Here is a 14,750-nt window from a genome sequence, read left to right on the forward strand (position 1 = left end):
CGCGTATCGCTGGACAATCGTTCTGAGCTTTTTGGCAATATCGGAAACGTTTCCAGCCTGGTGTTGAACAATGGCAGCCGCGTGACCGGTGATATCAGCGCGGATACTAACGGTCGAGTATCGCTGGACACTGGTTCTGTACTGCATGGCAATGTTGACAATGTTTCCGGCCTGGTATTGAACAATGGCAGCCGCTTGACGGGTGACGTCAGCGCGGCAACTACCGGCAACGTGTCGCTGGACAATCGTTCTGAGCTTTTTGGCAATATCGGAAACGTTTCCAGCCTGGTGTTGAACAATGGCAGCAGCATGACCGGTGACGTCAACGCGGCCACCGACGGCAGCGTGCTTCTGGATAACGGTTCGCTACTGACCGGGCTGATCAACAACTCGAGCAACGTCAATATCAACACTGCCTCACGATGGCTGATGACCGCTGACGCTAGTGTGCAAAGGCTCGCCTTCAATGGCGGTGTAGTGCAAATGGGTACTAACGAGCAGTTCCAGCAACTGAACATTGGGGATCTTTCCGGCAACGGCACGTTTGTCATGGGCACTGACCTGGGCGACGGCCAAACCGACTTTCTCAACGTCACCGGTAACGCGAGCGGGCAACATCAGTTGAAAATCTCTGCCACAGGCACCACACCGGTTTCGGCTGAAGCGGTTAAAATCGGCAATATCGCGGCCGGCGATGCGAGCTTCTCCCTCGGCGGTCGTGAGACCGTGGACGCGGGTGCATTCGTCTACCGACTGGCCAAGGAAGGTGAGGGTTTATATCTGAATCCGGACAAGGAAACCGTCAGCACCTCGAGTAACACCGCACTGGCTCTGGCCGGCAGTGCCCGCAGCGTCCTGAACGCCGAAGCGGCGATGCTCAGTGATCAACTGGGCGACCGCAGTCTGAGCATTCGCCCGGATGCCTCGTTACGGTCTATGGATGACAGCTCGGTGAAACTGAGCAACAGCGTTTGGGTTCGCAGCTATGGCAACCAGTACAGCGTCGACAATGCTTATGGCGATGGCTATACGCAGAATCAGACCGGTATCACCGGTGGTGCTGACTCCGTTGTTGACCTGGGCGGCCGCGACTGGGTCGTGGGCGGGTTCGTCGGCGCAAGCCGTACCAACATCGATCTGAAATACGGCTCCAACGCGATTGTCGATAGCCTGAGTGTCGGTGCTTATGGCAGCACCTTCGATGTTGAGAGCGGTGTGTTCGTCAATCTCATGGCCAAGGTCAACCGGTTCGACAATAAAGCCAAGGTGTCCATGAGTGACGGTTCCCGCGCCAAGGGTGATTACAAAGCGCTGGGTGCAAGTGGGTCGGTGGCGGTTGGCAAACATGTACGCCTCAAGGACGACTACTTCGTCGAGCCGCAAGTGCAGCTCTCCATGGGCGTCACTCAAAGCGATGACTACCGCCTCGACAACGGTCTGAGGGTCGACGTCGATACCATGCGCTCCTTCCAGGGCAAGGTGGGTGTTCGTGGTGGTCGGGTCTTCACGCTGGAAAACGGCAGTCTGCTGGAGCCAAGCCTGTCGACCGCAGTCAACCACGAGTTCGTGAAGTCCAATGAGGTCAAGATCAACGACGAAGGTTTCGATGACGACCGCGCCAGCAGCTCCATCGAATATGGCGCCGGACTGAAGTGGACACCGGCGCAACGCACATGGCAGGTCTCCGGCCAGGTGGGCGGCAGCAAAGGCTCAACGGTCAGTCAGGACTGGAGTGGCAGCCTTCGAGTAAGCTATTTCTTCTGACGAGCCCTCTGTTAAACAAAAAAATGCCCCGACGTTGTCGGGGCATTTTTTTGCGTGAAGGAAACAGCTTGGCGTCTTGGTCATGGGCTGCTGAGGACGCAGGATTCACGGGAAAGGTGGCATTCGGTCAGACGATTGTAAAACCGCGGTCACCCTTGAGTGGCCGCGGCTATCAACGTGGTGACGGGGCCGCGCTAATCGGCAATATCAAATTCGCCATTGACGAGGCCATCGCCGCCGTCGCCCGGGAAGGATGCCAATAGCGTACCTGTCGCCCGACCGTCTTTGGGGTGATCGATAATGCTCAGGGTGCCGGCACTGGCTTGATAGATCACACCGCGGTTGAGGTAAGTAATCCAGACATCCTCGTTATCCTTCAAGTCGTGTACACCGGGCCCCACGTCCTCTTTGAAGAAAACAGTGATTTGTGCAGGCAAAGGTGGTAAGTCGCCGTCTTTTTCCATGCGACCGACAAGTTCCCAGTACTGCTCATTATCCGGAGGAATTGCCTTGAACTTCCTGCTGACTTCATCCGCAGTGAAGCTACCCCAATGACTGAAAGCCTTGAAGGTGCCGCTGGCAGTTGCCGTAGATTCGATGTCAGCGGCGGTAATCGCAACTCGTTTGAATTCCGCCTTGTCAGACAGGCCATCGGAGACTCCAGTGATATCAAACGAGCCACGCTCTACCATGTGCAGTTGTCCGGCCAGCCGGAACGCAAATTCGAATGTGCCTCGCATACGGGCAAGTTTCCAGTCGTAGCTCAGTGTGAGTGTGCCGCTTGAAGAGATATATGTACTCGCTCCACCCGAAATGTAACGGGCATATACAGCTCTTGCCTGTGCAGGTGATCCATCCGGATTGCTCACCAACACCAATGTCTGTTCCGTCCCATCGTCGGCAATGCTGTCGGGTATATAAAAGTCAATGTAGTGACTACCGGTATCACCCAGAACATCACGGGAAGTCACTCTGAATTGGTTGTCGATTTTCCTTATTGCGAATTCGCTATCGCCAACATAATCGACAACAAAATAATTGACATAGGCTTGCATCATGTTTTCCATCGCACGTCTCCGTGACTCGATCCACCGAGCGGAATCTCGAAGCTCTGAGGGTACGGCGAAGCGCTGATCTGCATAACTGTCAGACCTGACAGGTATGTCAGCCAAACAGACCAGCGGCGATATTGATCGAGAAGCCCAGGATCGCGGTGTTGAACACAAAGCCGATCAGCGATTGCGCCAGGACGATCTTGCGAATATCCCGCGTCGCGACGCCGACATCAGCGGTTTGTACCGCCACGCCGATGGTGAATGAGAAGTACAGGAAGTCCCAGTAATTGGGGGTTGTCAGTCCTTCGGCGAAACGCAGCGCCGGTTCCTTGCCGTCCCAGGTGTAGAACATCCGCGCGTAGTGCACGCAGAAAATTACCCCGATCAGCAGCCATGAACCGATCACGGTCGCGGCGGTAAAACCGTACTGAATGAGCTTGCGTGTGGTCTCCAGGTCTTTGCTGCCGGCCAGTTCCAAGGCAATGGTGGCAAGGCTGGCCAGGGCGGCTATGCAGACAACGAACAGCACAAGCCCGGCGTTTTCATCCTCGACCTCGGCAATGCGCCTGACGTCTGGGGCTTTGGCGCGGATGGCGAGCCAGAACATCAGGATCAGGTAGGTCCAGACCCCGGCATTCCAGCCGATGAGGATTTTGCTGACGATTGAATCAGCCGGGACCAGCAGGCCGGTGGCAAGGCCGAGCAGGGCGGCGGCAGAGAGGCGAGGGTGGGTGCGGGCGAGGAGGCGCATGCTGACTCATCGTGACGTTCAATCCCTGCACCTTAGCGCACGCAAACGTGCTTTTGTAGGAGCGGCCCCAGGCTGCGATCTTTTGATGTTGTCCCAGATCAGAAAATCGCAGCCTGCGGCAGCTAGTGCGAGGGCATCAGTGGGGCTTGGTGAAGCGTTGTACCAGCTTCATAACGACGACGAAGAACACCGGGACGAAGATGACTGCCAGGGTGGCCGTGATCATGCCGCCGATCACACCGGTGCCGATGGCCTGTTGGCTCGCCGAACTGGCGCCGGTAGCAATGGCCAGCGGCACCACGCCGAGGATGAAGGCCAGCGACGTCATCACGATTGGCCGAAGGCGCAGGCGGGCAGCTTGCAGGGTCGCATCGATCAGGTCGTGGCCCTCGTCATACAGGCTCTTGGCGAATTCGATGATCAGAATCGCGTTCTTTGCCGACAGACCGATGATGGTGATCAGGCCAACCTTGAAGAACACGTCGTTGGGCATCCCGCGCAACGTCACCGCCAGTACCGCACCGAGCACACCCAGCGGCACCACCAACAGCACCGAGGTCGGGATCGACCAGCTCTCGTACAACGCCGCCAGACACAGGAACACGATCAGCAGCGACAGACCGAGCAGGATCGGCGCCTGGCTACCGGACAGGCGTTCCTGCAGCGACAACCCCGTCCATTCCTGGCCCAGGCCTTTCGGCCCTTGTGCCACCAGCCGCTCGATTTCCGCCATGGCCTCACCGGTGCTGTGTCCCGGTGCCGGTTCGCCGGAAATTGCGATGGCCGGATAACCGTTATAGCGGGTCAGCTGTGCCGGACCCTGAATCCATTTGGCCTGGACGAACGCCGACAGCGGAACCATTTTGCCGTTGTTGTTGCGCACGTGCATCCTCAGCAAATCATCGACCTGACTGCGCTGATCGCCTTCAGCCTGCACCACCACGCGCTGCATGCGTCCCTGGTTGGGGAAGTCATTGATGTAGCTCGAACCCACGGCAGTGGACAGTACGTTGCCAATGTCGGCGAACGACACGCCCAGCGCATTGGCCTGTTTGCGGTCAACTTCGAGTTGCACCTGCGGCGCTTCGGCCAGGGCGCTTTCCCGGACATTCATCAGCACCGGGCTTTTTTCCGCCGCCGCCAGCAACTCGCTGCGCGCACGCATCAGTGTCGCGTGGCCGAGGCCGCCGCGATCCTGCAGGCGGAACTCGAAACCGCTCGACGTGCCGAGACCATCCACGGGCGGCGGGAGCACGGCGAAGGCCACGGCGTCCTTGATCTGACTCAAGGCGATATTGGCGCGATCAGCAATCGAGCCGGCGGAATCATCGCTGCTGCGCTGCGACCAGTCCTTCAGCGTCGAGAATGCCAAGGCTGCGTTCTGCCCGCTACCGGAGAAGCTGAAACCGAGAATCACCACGCTGTCACTGATCCCCGGCTCGCCGGCATTATGTGCCTCAAGTTGTTCGGCCACCTGCACCGTGCGGTTCTTGGTCGCGCCGGGTGGCAACTGGATGTCAGTGATGGTGTAGCCCTGATCTTCCACCGGGAGGAACGAGGAGGGTAGCCGGGCAAAGCACAGGCCCAGACCGATCAGCAGCATCCCGTAGATCAGCAGGTAGCGCCCGGTACGTTTCAGCGCATAACCCACCCAGCCCTGATAGCGATCAGTCAGGTGCTCGAAACGACGGTTGAACCAGCCGAAGAACCCGGACTTTTCGTGATGCTCGCCCTGGGCAATCGGCTTGAGCAACGTGGCACACAGCGCCGGAGTCAACGTCAGGGCGAGGAACGCCGAGAACAGGATCGAGGTGGCCATCGACAGCGAGAACTGCTGGTAGATCACCCCGACCGAACCCTGCATGAAGGCCATCGGGATAAACACCGCCACCAGCACCAGGGTGATGCCGATGATTGCCCCGGTGATCTGGGTCATTGCCTTGCGCGTGGCGTCTTTGGGCGACAAGCCTTCGGTGGCCATGATGCGTTCGACGTTTTCCACCACGACGATGGCGTCGTCCACCAGAATGCCGATGGCCAGCACCATACCGAACATGGTCAGCACGTTGATCGAGAAGCCCAGCGCCAGCATGGTGGCGAAGGTGCCCATCAGCGCCACCGGCACCACCAGCGTCGGAATCAGCGTGTAGCGCACGTTTTGCAGGAACAGGAACATCACCGCAAACACCAGCAGCATCGCTTCACCCAGGGTGTAAACCACTTTGGTGATCGAGACCTTGACGAACGGCGAGGTGTCGTAGGGAATCTTGTATTCCACGCCCGCCGGAAAATAACGCGACAGCTCATCCATCTTCGCCCGCACCAGCGTCGCGGTGTTCAGCGCATTGGCGCCCGGCGACAGTTGCACGCCGACAGCGGTGGATGGCTTGCCATTGAGGCGCGTTCCGAACTGGTATTCCTGACTGCCGATCTCGACACGCGCGACGTCACCGATGCGCACGGTAGAACCGTCCGGATTGGCCTTGAGCACGATGTCGGCGAACTCTTGCGGCGTCGACAACTGACCCTTGACCAGTATCGTCGCGGTGATTTCCTGGCTGGACGGATTCGGCAGGTCGCCGATGCTGCCGGCCGATACCTGGGCGTTCTGCGCGACGATGGCGGCGTTGACGTCAGCGGGGGTCAGGTTGAAGCCGATGAGTTTCTGCGGGTCGACCCAGATACGCATGGCCCGCTCGGCGCCATACAGTTGCGCCTTGCCCACGCCATCCAGACGCTTGATCTCGTTCATCACGTTGCGCGCCAGATAATCACTGAGCGCCACGTCATCGAGCTTGCCGTCACTGGAGGTCAGGGTGATCAGCAGCAGGAAACCGGAAGACACCTTCTCCACCTGCAGGCCTTGCTGGTTGACCGCTTGCGGCAGGCGCGACTCGACCACTTTCAGGCGGTTTTGCACGTCGACCTGCGCCAGTTCGGGGTTGGTGCCCGGCTGGAACGTGGCTTTGATCGTGGCGCTGCCGAGACTGCTTTGCGATTCGAAGTAGAGCAGGTGATCGGCGCCGTTGAGCTCTTCCTCGATCAGGCTGACCACGCTTTCGTCGACGGTCTGCGCCGATGCGCCGGGGTACACGGCATAGATTTCGATCTGCGGCGGCGCGACGTCGGGGTATTGCGCCACCGGCAACTGCGGGATGGCGAGGGCGCCGGCCAACAGGATGAACAGGGCGACGACCCAGGCAAACACCGGGCGGTCGATAAAGAACTGCGGCATAAAAAAGCGTCCTGCTTACTGACCAGAAGTCTGGGCAAGTGGAAGAGGGGTGTCGTCGATCTGCACTTTTTCGCCGGGCCGGGCGTGTTGCAGGCCTTCGGTGACAATGCGGTCGCCCGGTTTCAGACCACCGGTGACGATCCAGCGGTCGTTCTGCACGGCGCCCAGCTGTACGGGTTGCTCGGCAATGCGCATCTGCTCATCGACGGTCAGTACTTGCGCCACGCCGGCACTGTCACGCTGCACCGCACGTTGGGGCACGGTGATGCCGTCCTGAAGGGTCGCCTGTTCGAGACGCACGCGGACGAAGCTGCCCGGCAGCAAATCGAGATCCGGGTTTGGAAACTCGCTGCGCAGGATGATCTGGCCGGTGCCCGGGTCGACTGTGATGTCGGCGAACAGCAATTTGCCCGGCAACGGATAAAGGCTGCCGTCGTCCTGAATCAGCGTGGCTTTGACCTGATCCTGACCGACCTGCTGCAACTGCCCGGAACGGAAGGCGCGGCGCAGTGCGTTGAGTTCGCGGGTCGACTGCGTGACATCGGCGTGGATCGGGTTGAGCTGCTGGATCAGCGCCAGCGGCGTGGTTTCGTTCTGCCCGACCAGCGCGCCTTCGGTGACCAGCGCACGACCGACCCGCCCGGAAATCGGTGCGACGACTGTCGCGTAGCCAAGATTCAGCTTCGCGCGTTCGACCGCTGCCTTGTTGGCGGCCACATCGGCAGCGGTTTGCCGGGCGTTGGCGCGGGCGTTGTCGTAGTCCTGAGCGCTGATGGCCTTGTCATCGATCAACTGCGCGTAGCGCTGTTCCTGCAATTTTGCCTGGAACGCGTTGGCTTCGGCTTTGCGCAGCGCGGCTTCGGCGCTGTCGAGGTCAGCCTTGAACGGAGCCGGGTCGATGCGGAACAGCACGTCACCTTTCTTGACGTCGCTGCCTTCGCGGAAAGTCCGTTGCAGCACGACGCCTGCGACCCGCGCCCGCACTTCGGCAATACGCGGTGCGGCGATGCGCCCGCTCAGTTCACTGCTGATCGACAGAGGATGGGTTTCGATGGTCTCGATGCGCACCGTGGCTGGCGGTGCCTGCTCTTCGGCGTTCGAGGATGAGTCACAGGCGCTCAGCGTCAGCGCCATTGCGATCAGGCCGAGCCCGGCCAGCAGTTTGTTCGACATGTACAACCCCCAATATTGATGGCCGCATCCTACGACCAGACGCGCAGGTTAGCGGTGAAGCTTTGTAGGCGCTGTGTGAAATTGTGTAAGGGTTTTGCTCAGGGACGGGTGAGGGCGTATATCCTTCTGGTCTTGAGTTCTTTTGTGACAGTCAGGCCCTCTTCGCGAGCAAGCCCGCCCCACAGTTGATTTGCGTCGATCACAAATCGACTGTGAGGCGGGCTTGCCCGCGAAAGCGGCCTGACATCCACCACAGCAATATCTGGAACACCTCCATGCCCAACATCCTCCTGGTCGAAGACGACACCGCCCTCGCCGAATTGATTTCCAGCTACCTCGAACGCAACGGTTATTCCGTCAGCGTCATTGGCCGGGGTGACCACGTGCGTGAGCGGGCGCGGCTCAATCCACCGGATCTGGTGATTCTCGACCTGATGTTGCCGGGGCTTGATGGCCTGCAAGTCTGTCGCTTGCTCAGAGCCGATTCGGCGACGCTGCCGATTCTGATGCTGACGGCCCGCGACGACAGCCACGATCAAGTGCTGGGCCTGGAAATGGGCGCCGACGATTACGTCACCAAACCTTGCGAACCGCGTGTGCTGCTGGCCCGGGTGCGCACGTTGCTGCGCCGCAGCAGTCTCAGCGAGCCAATGACCGCCAACGACCGCATCCTCATGGGCAACCTGTGCATCGACCTGTCGGAACGCACCGTGACCTGGCGCGATCAGCCGGTCGAACTGTCCAGCGGTGAATACAACCTGCTGGTGGTGCTGGCCCGGCACGCCGGCGAAGTGCTCAGCCGTGACCAGATTCTGCAACGTCTGCGCGGTATCGAATTCAACGGCACCGACCGCTCGGTGGACGTGGCGATTTCCAAGCTGCGTCGCAAGTTCGACGACCATGCCGGTGAGGCGCGCAAGATCAAGACCGTGTGGGGCAAGGGTTATCTGTTCAGCCGTTCCGAGTGGGAATGCTGAGCTGATGTTTCGCATCCTCTTTCGCCTGTATCTGGTGACAATCGTCTCTTACAGCGCGGCGATTTATCTGGTGCCGGATCTGGTGGTCATGGCGTTCCGCGAGCGTTTCGTCACCTATAACCTCGACTACTCACGCGGCCTGCAATCGCTGATTACCAAGCAGTTTCATGCCGCACCGCATGAGCAATGGCCGGCACTTGCTGCGTCGATGGACAAGGATTTTCAACCGCTGCACATCGTGCTGGCCCGCATTGACAGTGCCGACTTCACCGCGCTCGAACAGGAACGTTTGCGCCGTGGCGAAAACGTCGTGCGCATTGGAGATTGGGGCTGGCGCACGTTGGCGGTCACGCCGCTGGACAACGAAACCGCCGTGCAAATGGTCGTGCCACCGGACCCGATGGACGTCAATCTGTTGTACTGGAGCATCAACGTGTTGATCGGCGCGAGCCTGCTGGCATGCCTGCTGCTCTGGCTGCGACCGCACTGGCGCGATCTGGAACGCCTCAAGGGCACCGCCGAACGCTTTGGCAAGGGCCATCTCGGCGAACGGACGAATATCACGCCGAGCTCGAACATCGGCAGCCTGGCCAATGTCTTCGACACCATGGCCGGTGATATCGAAAATCTGCTGAATCAACAACGCGATCTGCTCAATGCGGTCTCCCACGAACTGCGCACGCCCCTGACGCGCCTGGATTTCGGTCTGGCGCTGGCGCTGTCCGATGATTTACCGGCCCCTAGTCGTGAACGTTTGCTGGGGTTGGTCGCGCATATCCGCGAACTGGATGAGCTGGTGCTGGAGCTGCTGTCCTACAGCCGTTTGCAGAACCCGGCACAACTGCCTGAGCAAATCGAAGTCTCGCTGGATGAATTCATCGACAGTATTCTCGGCAGCGTCGATGAAGAACTGGAATCGCCGGAAATCGTCATCGACGTTCTGCTGCACGGTCAGCTCGAACGCTTTGCGCTGGACCCACGCCTGACCGCTCGAGCCATCCAGAACCTGCTGCGCAACGCCATGCGCTATTGCGAAAAACGCATTCAGATCGGTGTGCAGGTCAATGCCGAGGGCTGTGAGATTTGGGTGGATGACGACGGTATCGGCATTCCCGATGACGAGCGAGAGCGGATTTTCGAGCCGTTTTATCGACTGGATCGCAGCCGTGATCGGGCCACCGGCGGGTTTGGTCTGGGTCTGGCCATCAGCCGCCGCGCACTGGAAGCGCAGGGCGGCACGTTGACGGTGGAGAGTTCACCGCTGGGTGGGGCGCGGTTCCGGTTGTGGTTGCCGACAACCGCTTGAGAACCCGGCGATGCCTTTGTGGGATCAGATCAGATCGCTGGACTGAATCAACTCAACTCCAGCCGCTTGCATCCGCTCAATTGCCGTCGCCAGCGATCCATCCAGATCAATCGCCCGACACGCATCAAGCACCACGAACGTATTGAACCCCGCCGCCCGCGCATCCAGCGCCGAGTACATCACGCAGAAATCCAGCGCGAGACCCACCATGTAAACGGTGTCGATCCCGCGTTCTGACAAATAGCCGGCCAATCCGGTGGTGGTGCGCCGGTCGGCTTCGAGAAACGCCGAGTAGCTGTCGATATCCGGGTTACAGCCTTTGCGGATCACCAGTTGTGCGTGGGGCAGGTCCAGTTGCGGGTGAAATCCGGCGCCGGTGCTGGCTTGCACACAATGATCAGGCCACAGCGTCTGCTCACCGTAGGGTAATTGAATGACGTCGTAAGGCTGGCGACCAGGATGGCTGGAGGCGAACGAAGTGTGGCCGGGCGGGTGCCAGTCCTGAGCGATGACGACTTGCTGGAAATGATGCGCGAGCCGGTTGATCAACGGCACGATCCGCTCACCTTCAGGCACCGGCAGGCTGCCGCCGGGGATGAAGTCGTTCTGAACATCGATAACCAGTAATGCAGTGCGAGACGAAATCGGCATGGGTGCAATCCTCCTTGGACAAATCACTTGCCCAGAATAGTGACAAGGCTGGCTAGGCGCTTAAACGACTTCTCAACAACTGCGCCTGTGCCTGCAGATCCGCTGTCGGCACATGGCCGATCAGCATCCACGCGTGTTCGCGCTCGGCCCAATGCACGACGTTCATCCCGTGCCGGCGCTCGTTGGCCAATGGCTGACTGCCGCTGTTGGAGCGGGTCACACACAAGGCCAGCGGCCCGTGTCGATGATCCAGATAGACGATTTGCGCAATCGGCACGCCGTCGTACTCAAGCAACTGCGCCCGTTTGAACTCGGCGCCGGGCAATTTCAAGGTTGCCGGTGACAGATTCAGGCCCAGACGTGCATCGACGCTACGCAGTTGCGCCCGTTGCGTCGCTTCGTCAGTCGGCAAGTGGTCAAGGGTTTGCGGCACGTAAAGCGCCATGTAGTCGCCCACCAGAGCGCGCCAGTTATGCGTTTGCTGCGCCTGCCAGCCGAGGAACAACCGGTCGGCCAGTACGCCGCCAGCCACCAGTGCTGCCGCCGCGCCGCCGATAAACCAGCGCCGACTCACCCCCGGACTTTGCGCAGAAGGAATGGCGTCCAGCCGTGCCTGCAGACGATCCAGCGGTGCCTGTTGCACCAGTTCGTCATAGGCGTTCTTGAACGGCAGGTTGCTGCGCGCCAGCCATTGCACGCGCAGGCTGAGCAGCGGGTCATCGGCGATGGCCGTGTCCAGCTGGCTGCGATATCCCGGGTCCAGTTCGTCATCCAGGTACGCCACCAGTTGTTCGTCCGAAGGTGTGTTCACGAACGGTCTCCTTCGGTGGTTTTCGGCACCGCTTGCAAGGGCGGGTATTCGGCGAGTTTCAGGCGCGCCGTGGCTAGACGGCTCATTACCGTGCCGATCGGGACTTGCAGGATCTCGGCGACTTCGCGGTAGGACAAGCCTTCGACATAGGCCAGATACACCGTTTCACGCTGGGTTTCCGGCAGCGCATCGACGCGGCGGATCACTTGAGTGGCCATCACATGGGTTTGCGCGGCGTATTCACCGTCGAACGCCAGTTGCGTGTCGGCATCGACGTGCCCCGAGCCATGGCGCACCCGGCGCGCGCGCACTTCATTGAGCCAGATCGAATGCAGAATGCTCAGCAACCAGCGATCCATGCGCGTGCCGGCCACGTACTGGCGAGAGCGTTCCAGTGCGCGCACACAGGTCGCCTGCACCAGATCTTCGGCGACGTGCCGGTTGCGCGACAGCAGCAAACCGTAGCGCCACAAACGCGCCAGATGCTGTCCGAGTTCGGCTCTGAAGGCCTGATCGCTGAGGATGATCGTCTCCACCTGTTAAGGTCAGGTTTTCGTTGAATCGTTGATGGCTTCAGCCAGGTCCAGATATTCCTCGCAAGACGTGCCGCAAATCGACTGGATCTGCTGCAACTGTTCTTGCGCCAGGTCGACGCGCCCTTTGATCACATAGGCTTCGCCGAGGTATTCGCGTACCTGTGCGTACTGTGGATCGAGTTTCACCGATTGCAGGTAATAGCCGATGCCTTCGTCGGTGCGTCCCAGTTTGCGCGTGGCATAACCGCGATAATTGAGGGCCTTGGCGGTGTTCGGTTGTTGCAGGGTATCGAGCAGCGCCAGCGCCTCTTCATAGCGACCGGCCTTCGCCAGACGATAGGCGTAATCGGTGCGGTCTGCGTCCGGCAACAGGCTGCTGGTTTGCAGCACGCATTTTTGCGATTTGCTGTCCCAGACCTGGCCTTTGGGGCATTCGGGCTTCTGCACGGGTTCGTCTTCATCACCGTTGGCAAACGCCAGATGACTGGACATCGCGGCGGCCAGCAGCAACGGGGCGGCGAACATAACGGAACGGATTGTCATGGGCAAGGCTCCACAGGGGGTTATGTTTCACTTTGAACACCACAGGGTGAAATTTTATTCATTGCTTTTGTCAGTGACTGTTCAAGTCAGGCACAAATTCCGGCGCTATGCTCGTCAGCGTCTGCCGTTGATCCGAAGCTTGTATCTGAGGGGGAAAATGCCATGAACGATCAGCTCCACCATTCCACCGGAGGCTACAAAACTGCCGCTGACACTTACGTCAAAGGGCGACCGGATTATCCGCCGCAGGTCAGTGAGTGGCTGAGCGCGACGTTGGGTCTCGATCATCACAAGACCGTAATTGATCTGGGCGCTGGCACCGGCAAGTTCACGGGCCGACTGGTGTTGACGGGCGCGCAAGTGATTGCCGTTGAGCCGGTGGCGCAGATGCTGGAGAAACTCTCGGATGCCTGGCCGCAGGTGCTGGCCGTGCACGGGACTGCGACGGATTTGCCGTTGCCGGACGCGTCGGTGGACGTGGTGGTGTGCGCGCAGGCATTTCATTGGTTTGCCAGTGACGAGGCGCTCACGGAAATCGCCCGGGTGCTCAAGCCCGGCGGCAAGCTCGGGTTGATCTGGAATCTGCGCGATACTCAAGTGAGCTGGGTGCCGAAACTCGATGCCATCGTCAATGCGCTGGAGGGCGACACGCCGCGTTATTACACCGGTGAATGGCGCAAGGCGTTTGCGCATCCGGCGTTCGGGCCGTTGCAGGTGCAGCGCTTTCATCACGGCCACACCGGAGCGCCGGAAGATGTGATTTTCAATCGAGTGAGATCCACCAGTTTTATCGCGGCATTACCGCAGGCGCACCGGGCGAAGGTCGATGAGCAGATTTGCCGGTTGATCGCCTCTGAGCCTGAGTTGCGGGGCAGGGACGTGGTGACCGTGCCTTATGAGACGGCGGCGTTTGTGGCGGTGAAGGGCAGTTAGATTGGCGGTGCGGCTATTGGCGAGCAAGCCCGCTCCCGCATTTGAAATGCATTCCCTCTGTGGGAGCGGGCTTGCTCGCGAAGGGGTCATCACCAGCGCAACATCTCTTGAAGTCAGTCCCGCATTTGGCCGAACCGCCACTGTGATGCCTTGTTATAGTTTGGGCCTCAATTCCGCCCGGTAAAGGATCACTGCCATGACTCAATACTCCGCCTTCAGCGTCGAACTGGCCGATAACATCGCCCATGTGCAGATCAATCGCCCAGAGAAGATCAACTCGATGAACGCGGCGTTCTGGAGCGAGATCGTCGAAATCTTCCAGTGGATCGACGACACCGACGAAGTGCGCGTGGTCGTGCTCAGCGGTAACGGCAAACATTTTTCTTCCGGCATCGACCTGATGATGCTCGCCGGCGTCGCCAATGAACTGGGCAAGGACGTCGGCCGCAATGCGCGCCTGCTGCGCCGCAAGATCCTCACCCTGCAAGCCTCCTTCAATGCCGTCGACAACTGCCGCAAACCGGTGCTGGCGGCGATTCAGGGTTATTGCCTGGGCGGCGCCATCGATCTGATCGCCGCGTGCGACATGCGCTACGCCGCCGAAGACGCGCAATTCTCGATCAAGGAAATCGATATCGGCATGGCCGCCGATGTTGGCACTTTGCAACGGTTGCCACGGATCATCGGGGACGGCATGCTGCGTGAACTGGCTTACACCGGACGCACCTTTGGTGCCGACGAGGCGCGCAGTATCGGCTTGGTCAATCGCGTTTACAGCGACAAGGACACCCTGCTCGAAGGAGTGATCGACATCGCTCGAGAGATCGCTTCGAAGTCGCCGATTGCGGTCACCGGCACCAAGGAAATGATCAGCTACATGCGCGACCATCGCATCGACGACGGTCTCGAATACGTTGCCACGTGGAACGCCGCCATGCTGCAATCCACCGACTTGCGCGTGGCCATGGCCGCCCATATGAGCAAACAGAAACCCGAATTTCTGGATTGAGAAACC

At 59.8% G+C, this 14,750-nt stretch carries 13 protein-coding genes; 5 read left to right on the forward strand and 8 right to left on the reverse strand.

Going from position 1 to position 14,750, the window contains the following annotated elements:
- A partial coding sequence (locus AACY19_RS21920; RefSeq protein WP_339453703.1) for an autotransporter outer membrane beta-barrel domain-containing protein occupies positions 1-1,764 on the forward strand: 1,764 nt, incomplete at its 5' end.
- A gap of 194 nt (positions 1,765-1,958) precedes the next feature.
- On the opposite strand, the gene AACY19_RS21925 is transcribed toward AACY19_RS21920, so the two are convergent.
- From AACY19_RS21925 to AACY19_RS21940, 4 genes are all read right to left on the reverse strand, one after another.
- Positions 1,959-2,831, reverse strand: a complete 873-nt coding sequence (locus AACY19_RS21925) for a hypothetical protein (protein ID WP_339453704.1) — start codon at positions 2,829-2,831, stop codon at positions 1,959-1,961.
- 97 nt (positions 2,832-2,928) lie between these two features.
- Positions 2,929-3,570, reverse strand: a complete 642-nt coding sequence (locus tag AACY19_RS21930) for a DUF1345 domain-containing protein (RefSeq protein WP_339453705.1) — start codon at positions 3,568-3,570, stop codon at positions 2,929-2,931.
- 136 nt (positions 3,571-3,706) lie between these two features.
- A complete protein-coding gene (locus AACY19_RS21935) occupies positions 3,707-6,805 on the reverse strand; it encodes an efflux RND transporter permease subunit (protein ID WP_339453706.1) in 3,099 nt (1,032 codons plus the stop codon).
- A 15-nt stretch (positions 6,806-6,820) separates the two neighbouring features.
- Entirely contained in the window at positions 6,821-7,978 is a 1,158-nt protein-coding gene (locus AACY19_RS21940) for an efflux RND transporter periplasmic adaptor subunit (protein WP_339453707.1), read from the reverse strand.
- A 275-nt stretch (positions 7,979-8,253) separates the two neighbouring features.
- Between AACY19_RS21940 and AACY19_RS21945 the strand changes: the two genes are divergently transcribed.
- Both AACY19_RS21945 and AACY19_RS21950 read left to right on the forward strand, forming a co-directional pair.
- Complete coding sequence (locus tag AACY19_RS21945; protein ID WP_339453708.1) at positions 8,254-8,955, forward strand: response regulator transcription factor; 702 nt, start codon at positions 8,254-8,256, stop codon at positions 8,953-8,955.
- Positions 8,956-8,959: 4 nt separating this feature from the next.
- Complete coding sequence (locus AACY19_RS21950) at positions 8,960-10,261, forward strand: ATP-binding protein (protein WP_339453709.1); 1,302 nt, start codon at positions 8,960-8,962, stop codon at positions 10,259-10,261.
- Between the two features lie 24 nt (positions 10,262-10,285).
- Here the strand turns inward: AACY19_RS21950 and pncA are convergent, their stop codons facing one another.
- The 4 genes from pncA to AACY19_RS21970 all read right to left on the reverse strand — a co-directional run bounded on the left by pncA (position 10,286) and on the right by AACY19_RS21970 (position 12,802).
- Positions 10,286-10,912 (reverse strand): bifunctional nicotinamidase/pyrazinamidase, encoded by a 627-nt coding sequence (pncA, locus tag AACY19_RS21955; RefSeq protein WP_339453710.1) that lies wholly within the window; start codon positions 10,910-10,912, stop codon positions 10,286-10,288.
- A 52-nt stretch (positions 10,913-10,964) separates the two neighbouring features.
- Positions 10,965-11,723 carry an anti-sigma factor family protein gene (locus AACY19_RS21960; protein ID WP_339453711.1) on the reverse strand — a complete coding sequence of 253 codons (759 nt, stop codon included), beginning with the start codon at positions 11,721-11,723 and terminating at the stop codon, positions 10,965-10,967.
- On the reverse strand, positions 11,720-12,205 hold the full coding sequence (locus tag AACY19_RS21965) for an RNA polymerase sigma factor (RefSeq protein WP_445262320.1): 486 nt from the start codon (positions 12,203-12,205) through the stop codon (positions 11,720-11,722). Before AACY19_RS21965 ends, AACY19_RS21960 begins: the two co-directional genes overlap by 4 nt.
- Positions 12,206-12,268: 63 nt before the next feature.
- Positions 12,269-12,802, reverse strand: coding sequence for a tetratricopeptide repeat protein (locus AACY19_RS21970; RefSeq protein ID WP_339453712.1), 534 nt, complete (start codon positions 12,800-12,802; stop codon positions 12,269-12,271).
- 162 nt (positions 12,803-12,964) lie between these two features.
- Between AACY19_RS21970 and AACY19_RS21975 the strand changes: the two genes are divergently transcribed.
- Positions 12,965-13,735, forward strand: a complete 771-nt coding sequence (locus AACY19_RS21975; protein ID WP_339453713.1) for a class I SAM-dependent methyltransferase — start codon at positions 12,965-12,967, stop codon at positions 13,733-13,735.
- A 196-nt stretch (positions 13,736-13,931) separates the two neighbouring features.
- A complete protein-coding gene (locus tag AACY19_RS21980; RefSeq protein ID WP_339453714.1) occupies positions 13,932-14,744 on the forward strand; it encodes a crotonase/enoyl-CoA hydratase family protein in 813 nt (270 codons plus the stop codon).
- Positions 14,745-14,750 lie beyond the last annotated feature (6 nt).

The organism is Pseudomonas sp. EA_5y_Pfl2_R50 (genome assembly GCF_963970475.1).
Lineage (GTDB): Bacteria > Pseudomonadota > Gammaproteobacteria > Pseudomonadales > Pseudomonadaceae > Aquipseudomonas.

What these genes read in the sequence shown, in the direction of transcription:
- AACY19_RS21925 (WP_339453704.1), bottom strand. Translation starts at nt 2,831, where the DNA reads ATGGAAAACATGATGCAAGCCTATGTCAATTATTTTGTTGTCGATTAT.
- AACY19_RS21930 (WP_339453705.1), bottom strand. Translation starts at nt 3,570, where the DNA reads ATGCGCCTCCTCGCCCGCACCCACCCTCGCCTCTCTGCCGCCGCCCTG.
- AACY19_RS21935 (WP_339453706.1), bottom strand. Translation starts at nt 6,805, where the DNA reads ATGCCGCAGTTCTTTATCGACCGCCCGGTGTTTGCCTGGGTCGTCGCC.
- AACY19_RS21940 (WP_339453707.1), bottom strand. Translation starts at nt 7,978, where the DNA reads ATGTCGAACAAACTGCTGGCCGGGCTCGGCCTGATCGCAATGGCGCTG.
- AACY19_RS21945 (WP_339453708.1), top strand. Translation starts at nt 8,254, where the DNA reads ATGCCCAACATCCTCCTGGTCGAAGACGACACCGCCCTCGCCGAATTG.
- AACY19_RS21950 (WP_339453709.1), top strand. Translation starts at nt 8,960, where the DNA reads ATGTTTCGCATCCTCTTTCGCCTGTATCTGGTGACAATCGTCTCTTAC.
- pncA (WP_339453710.1), bottom strand. Translation starts at nt 10,912, where the DNA reads ATGCCGATTTCGTCTCGCACTGCATTACTGGTTATCGATGTTCAGAAC.
- AACY19_RS21970 (WP_339453712.1), bottom strand. Translation starts at nt 12,802, where the DNA reads ATGACAATCCGTTCCGTTATGTTCGCCGCCCCGTTGCTGCTGGCCGCC.
- AACY19_RS21975 (WP_339453713.1), top strand. Translation starts at nt 12,965, where the DNA reads ATGAACGATCAGCTCCACCATTCCACCGGAGGCTACAAAACTGCCGCT.
- AACY19_RS21980 (WP_339453714.1), top strand. Translation starts at nt 13,932, where the DNA reads ATGACTCAATACTCCGCCTTCAGCGTCGAACTGGCCGATAACATCGCC.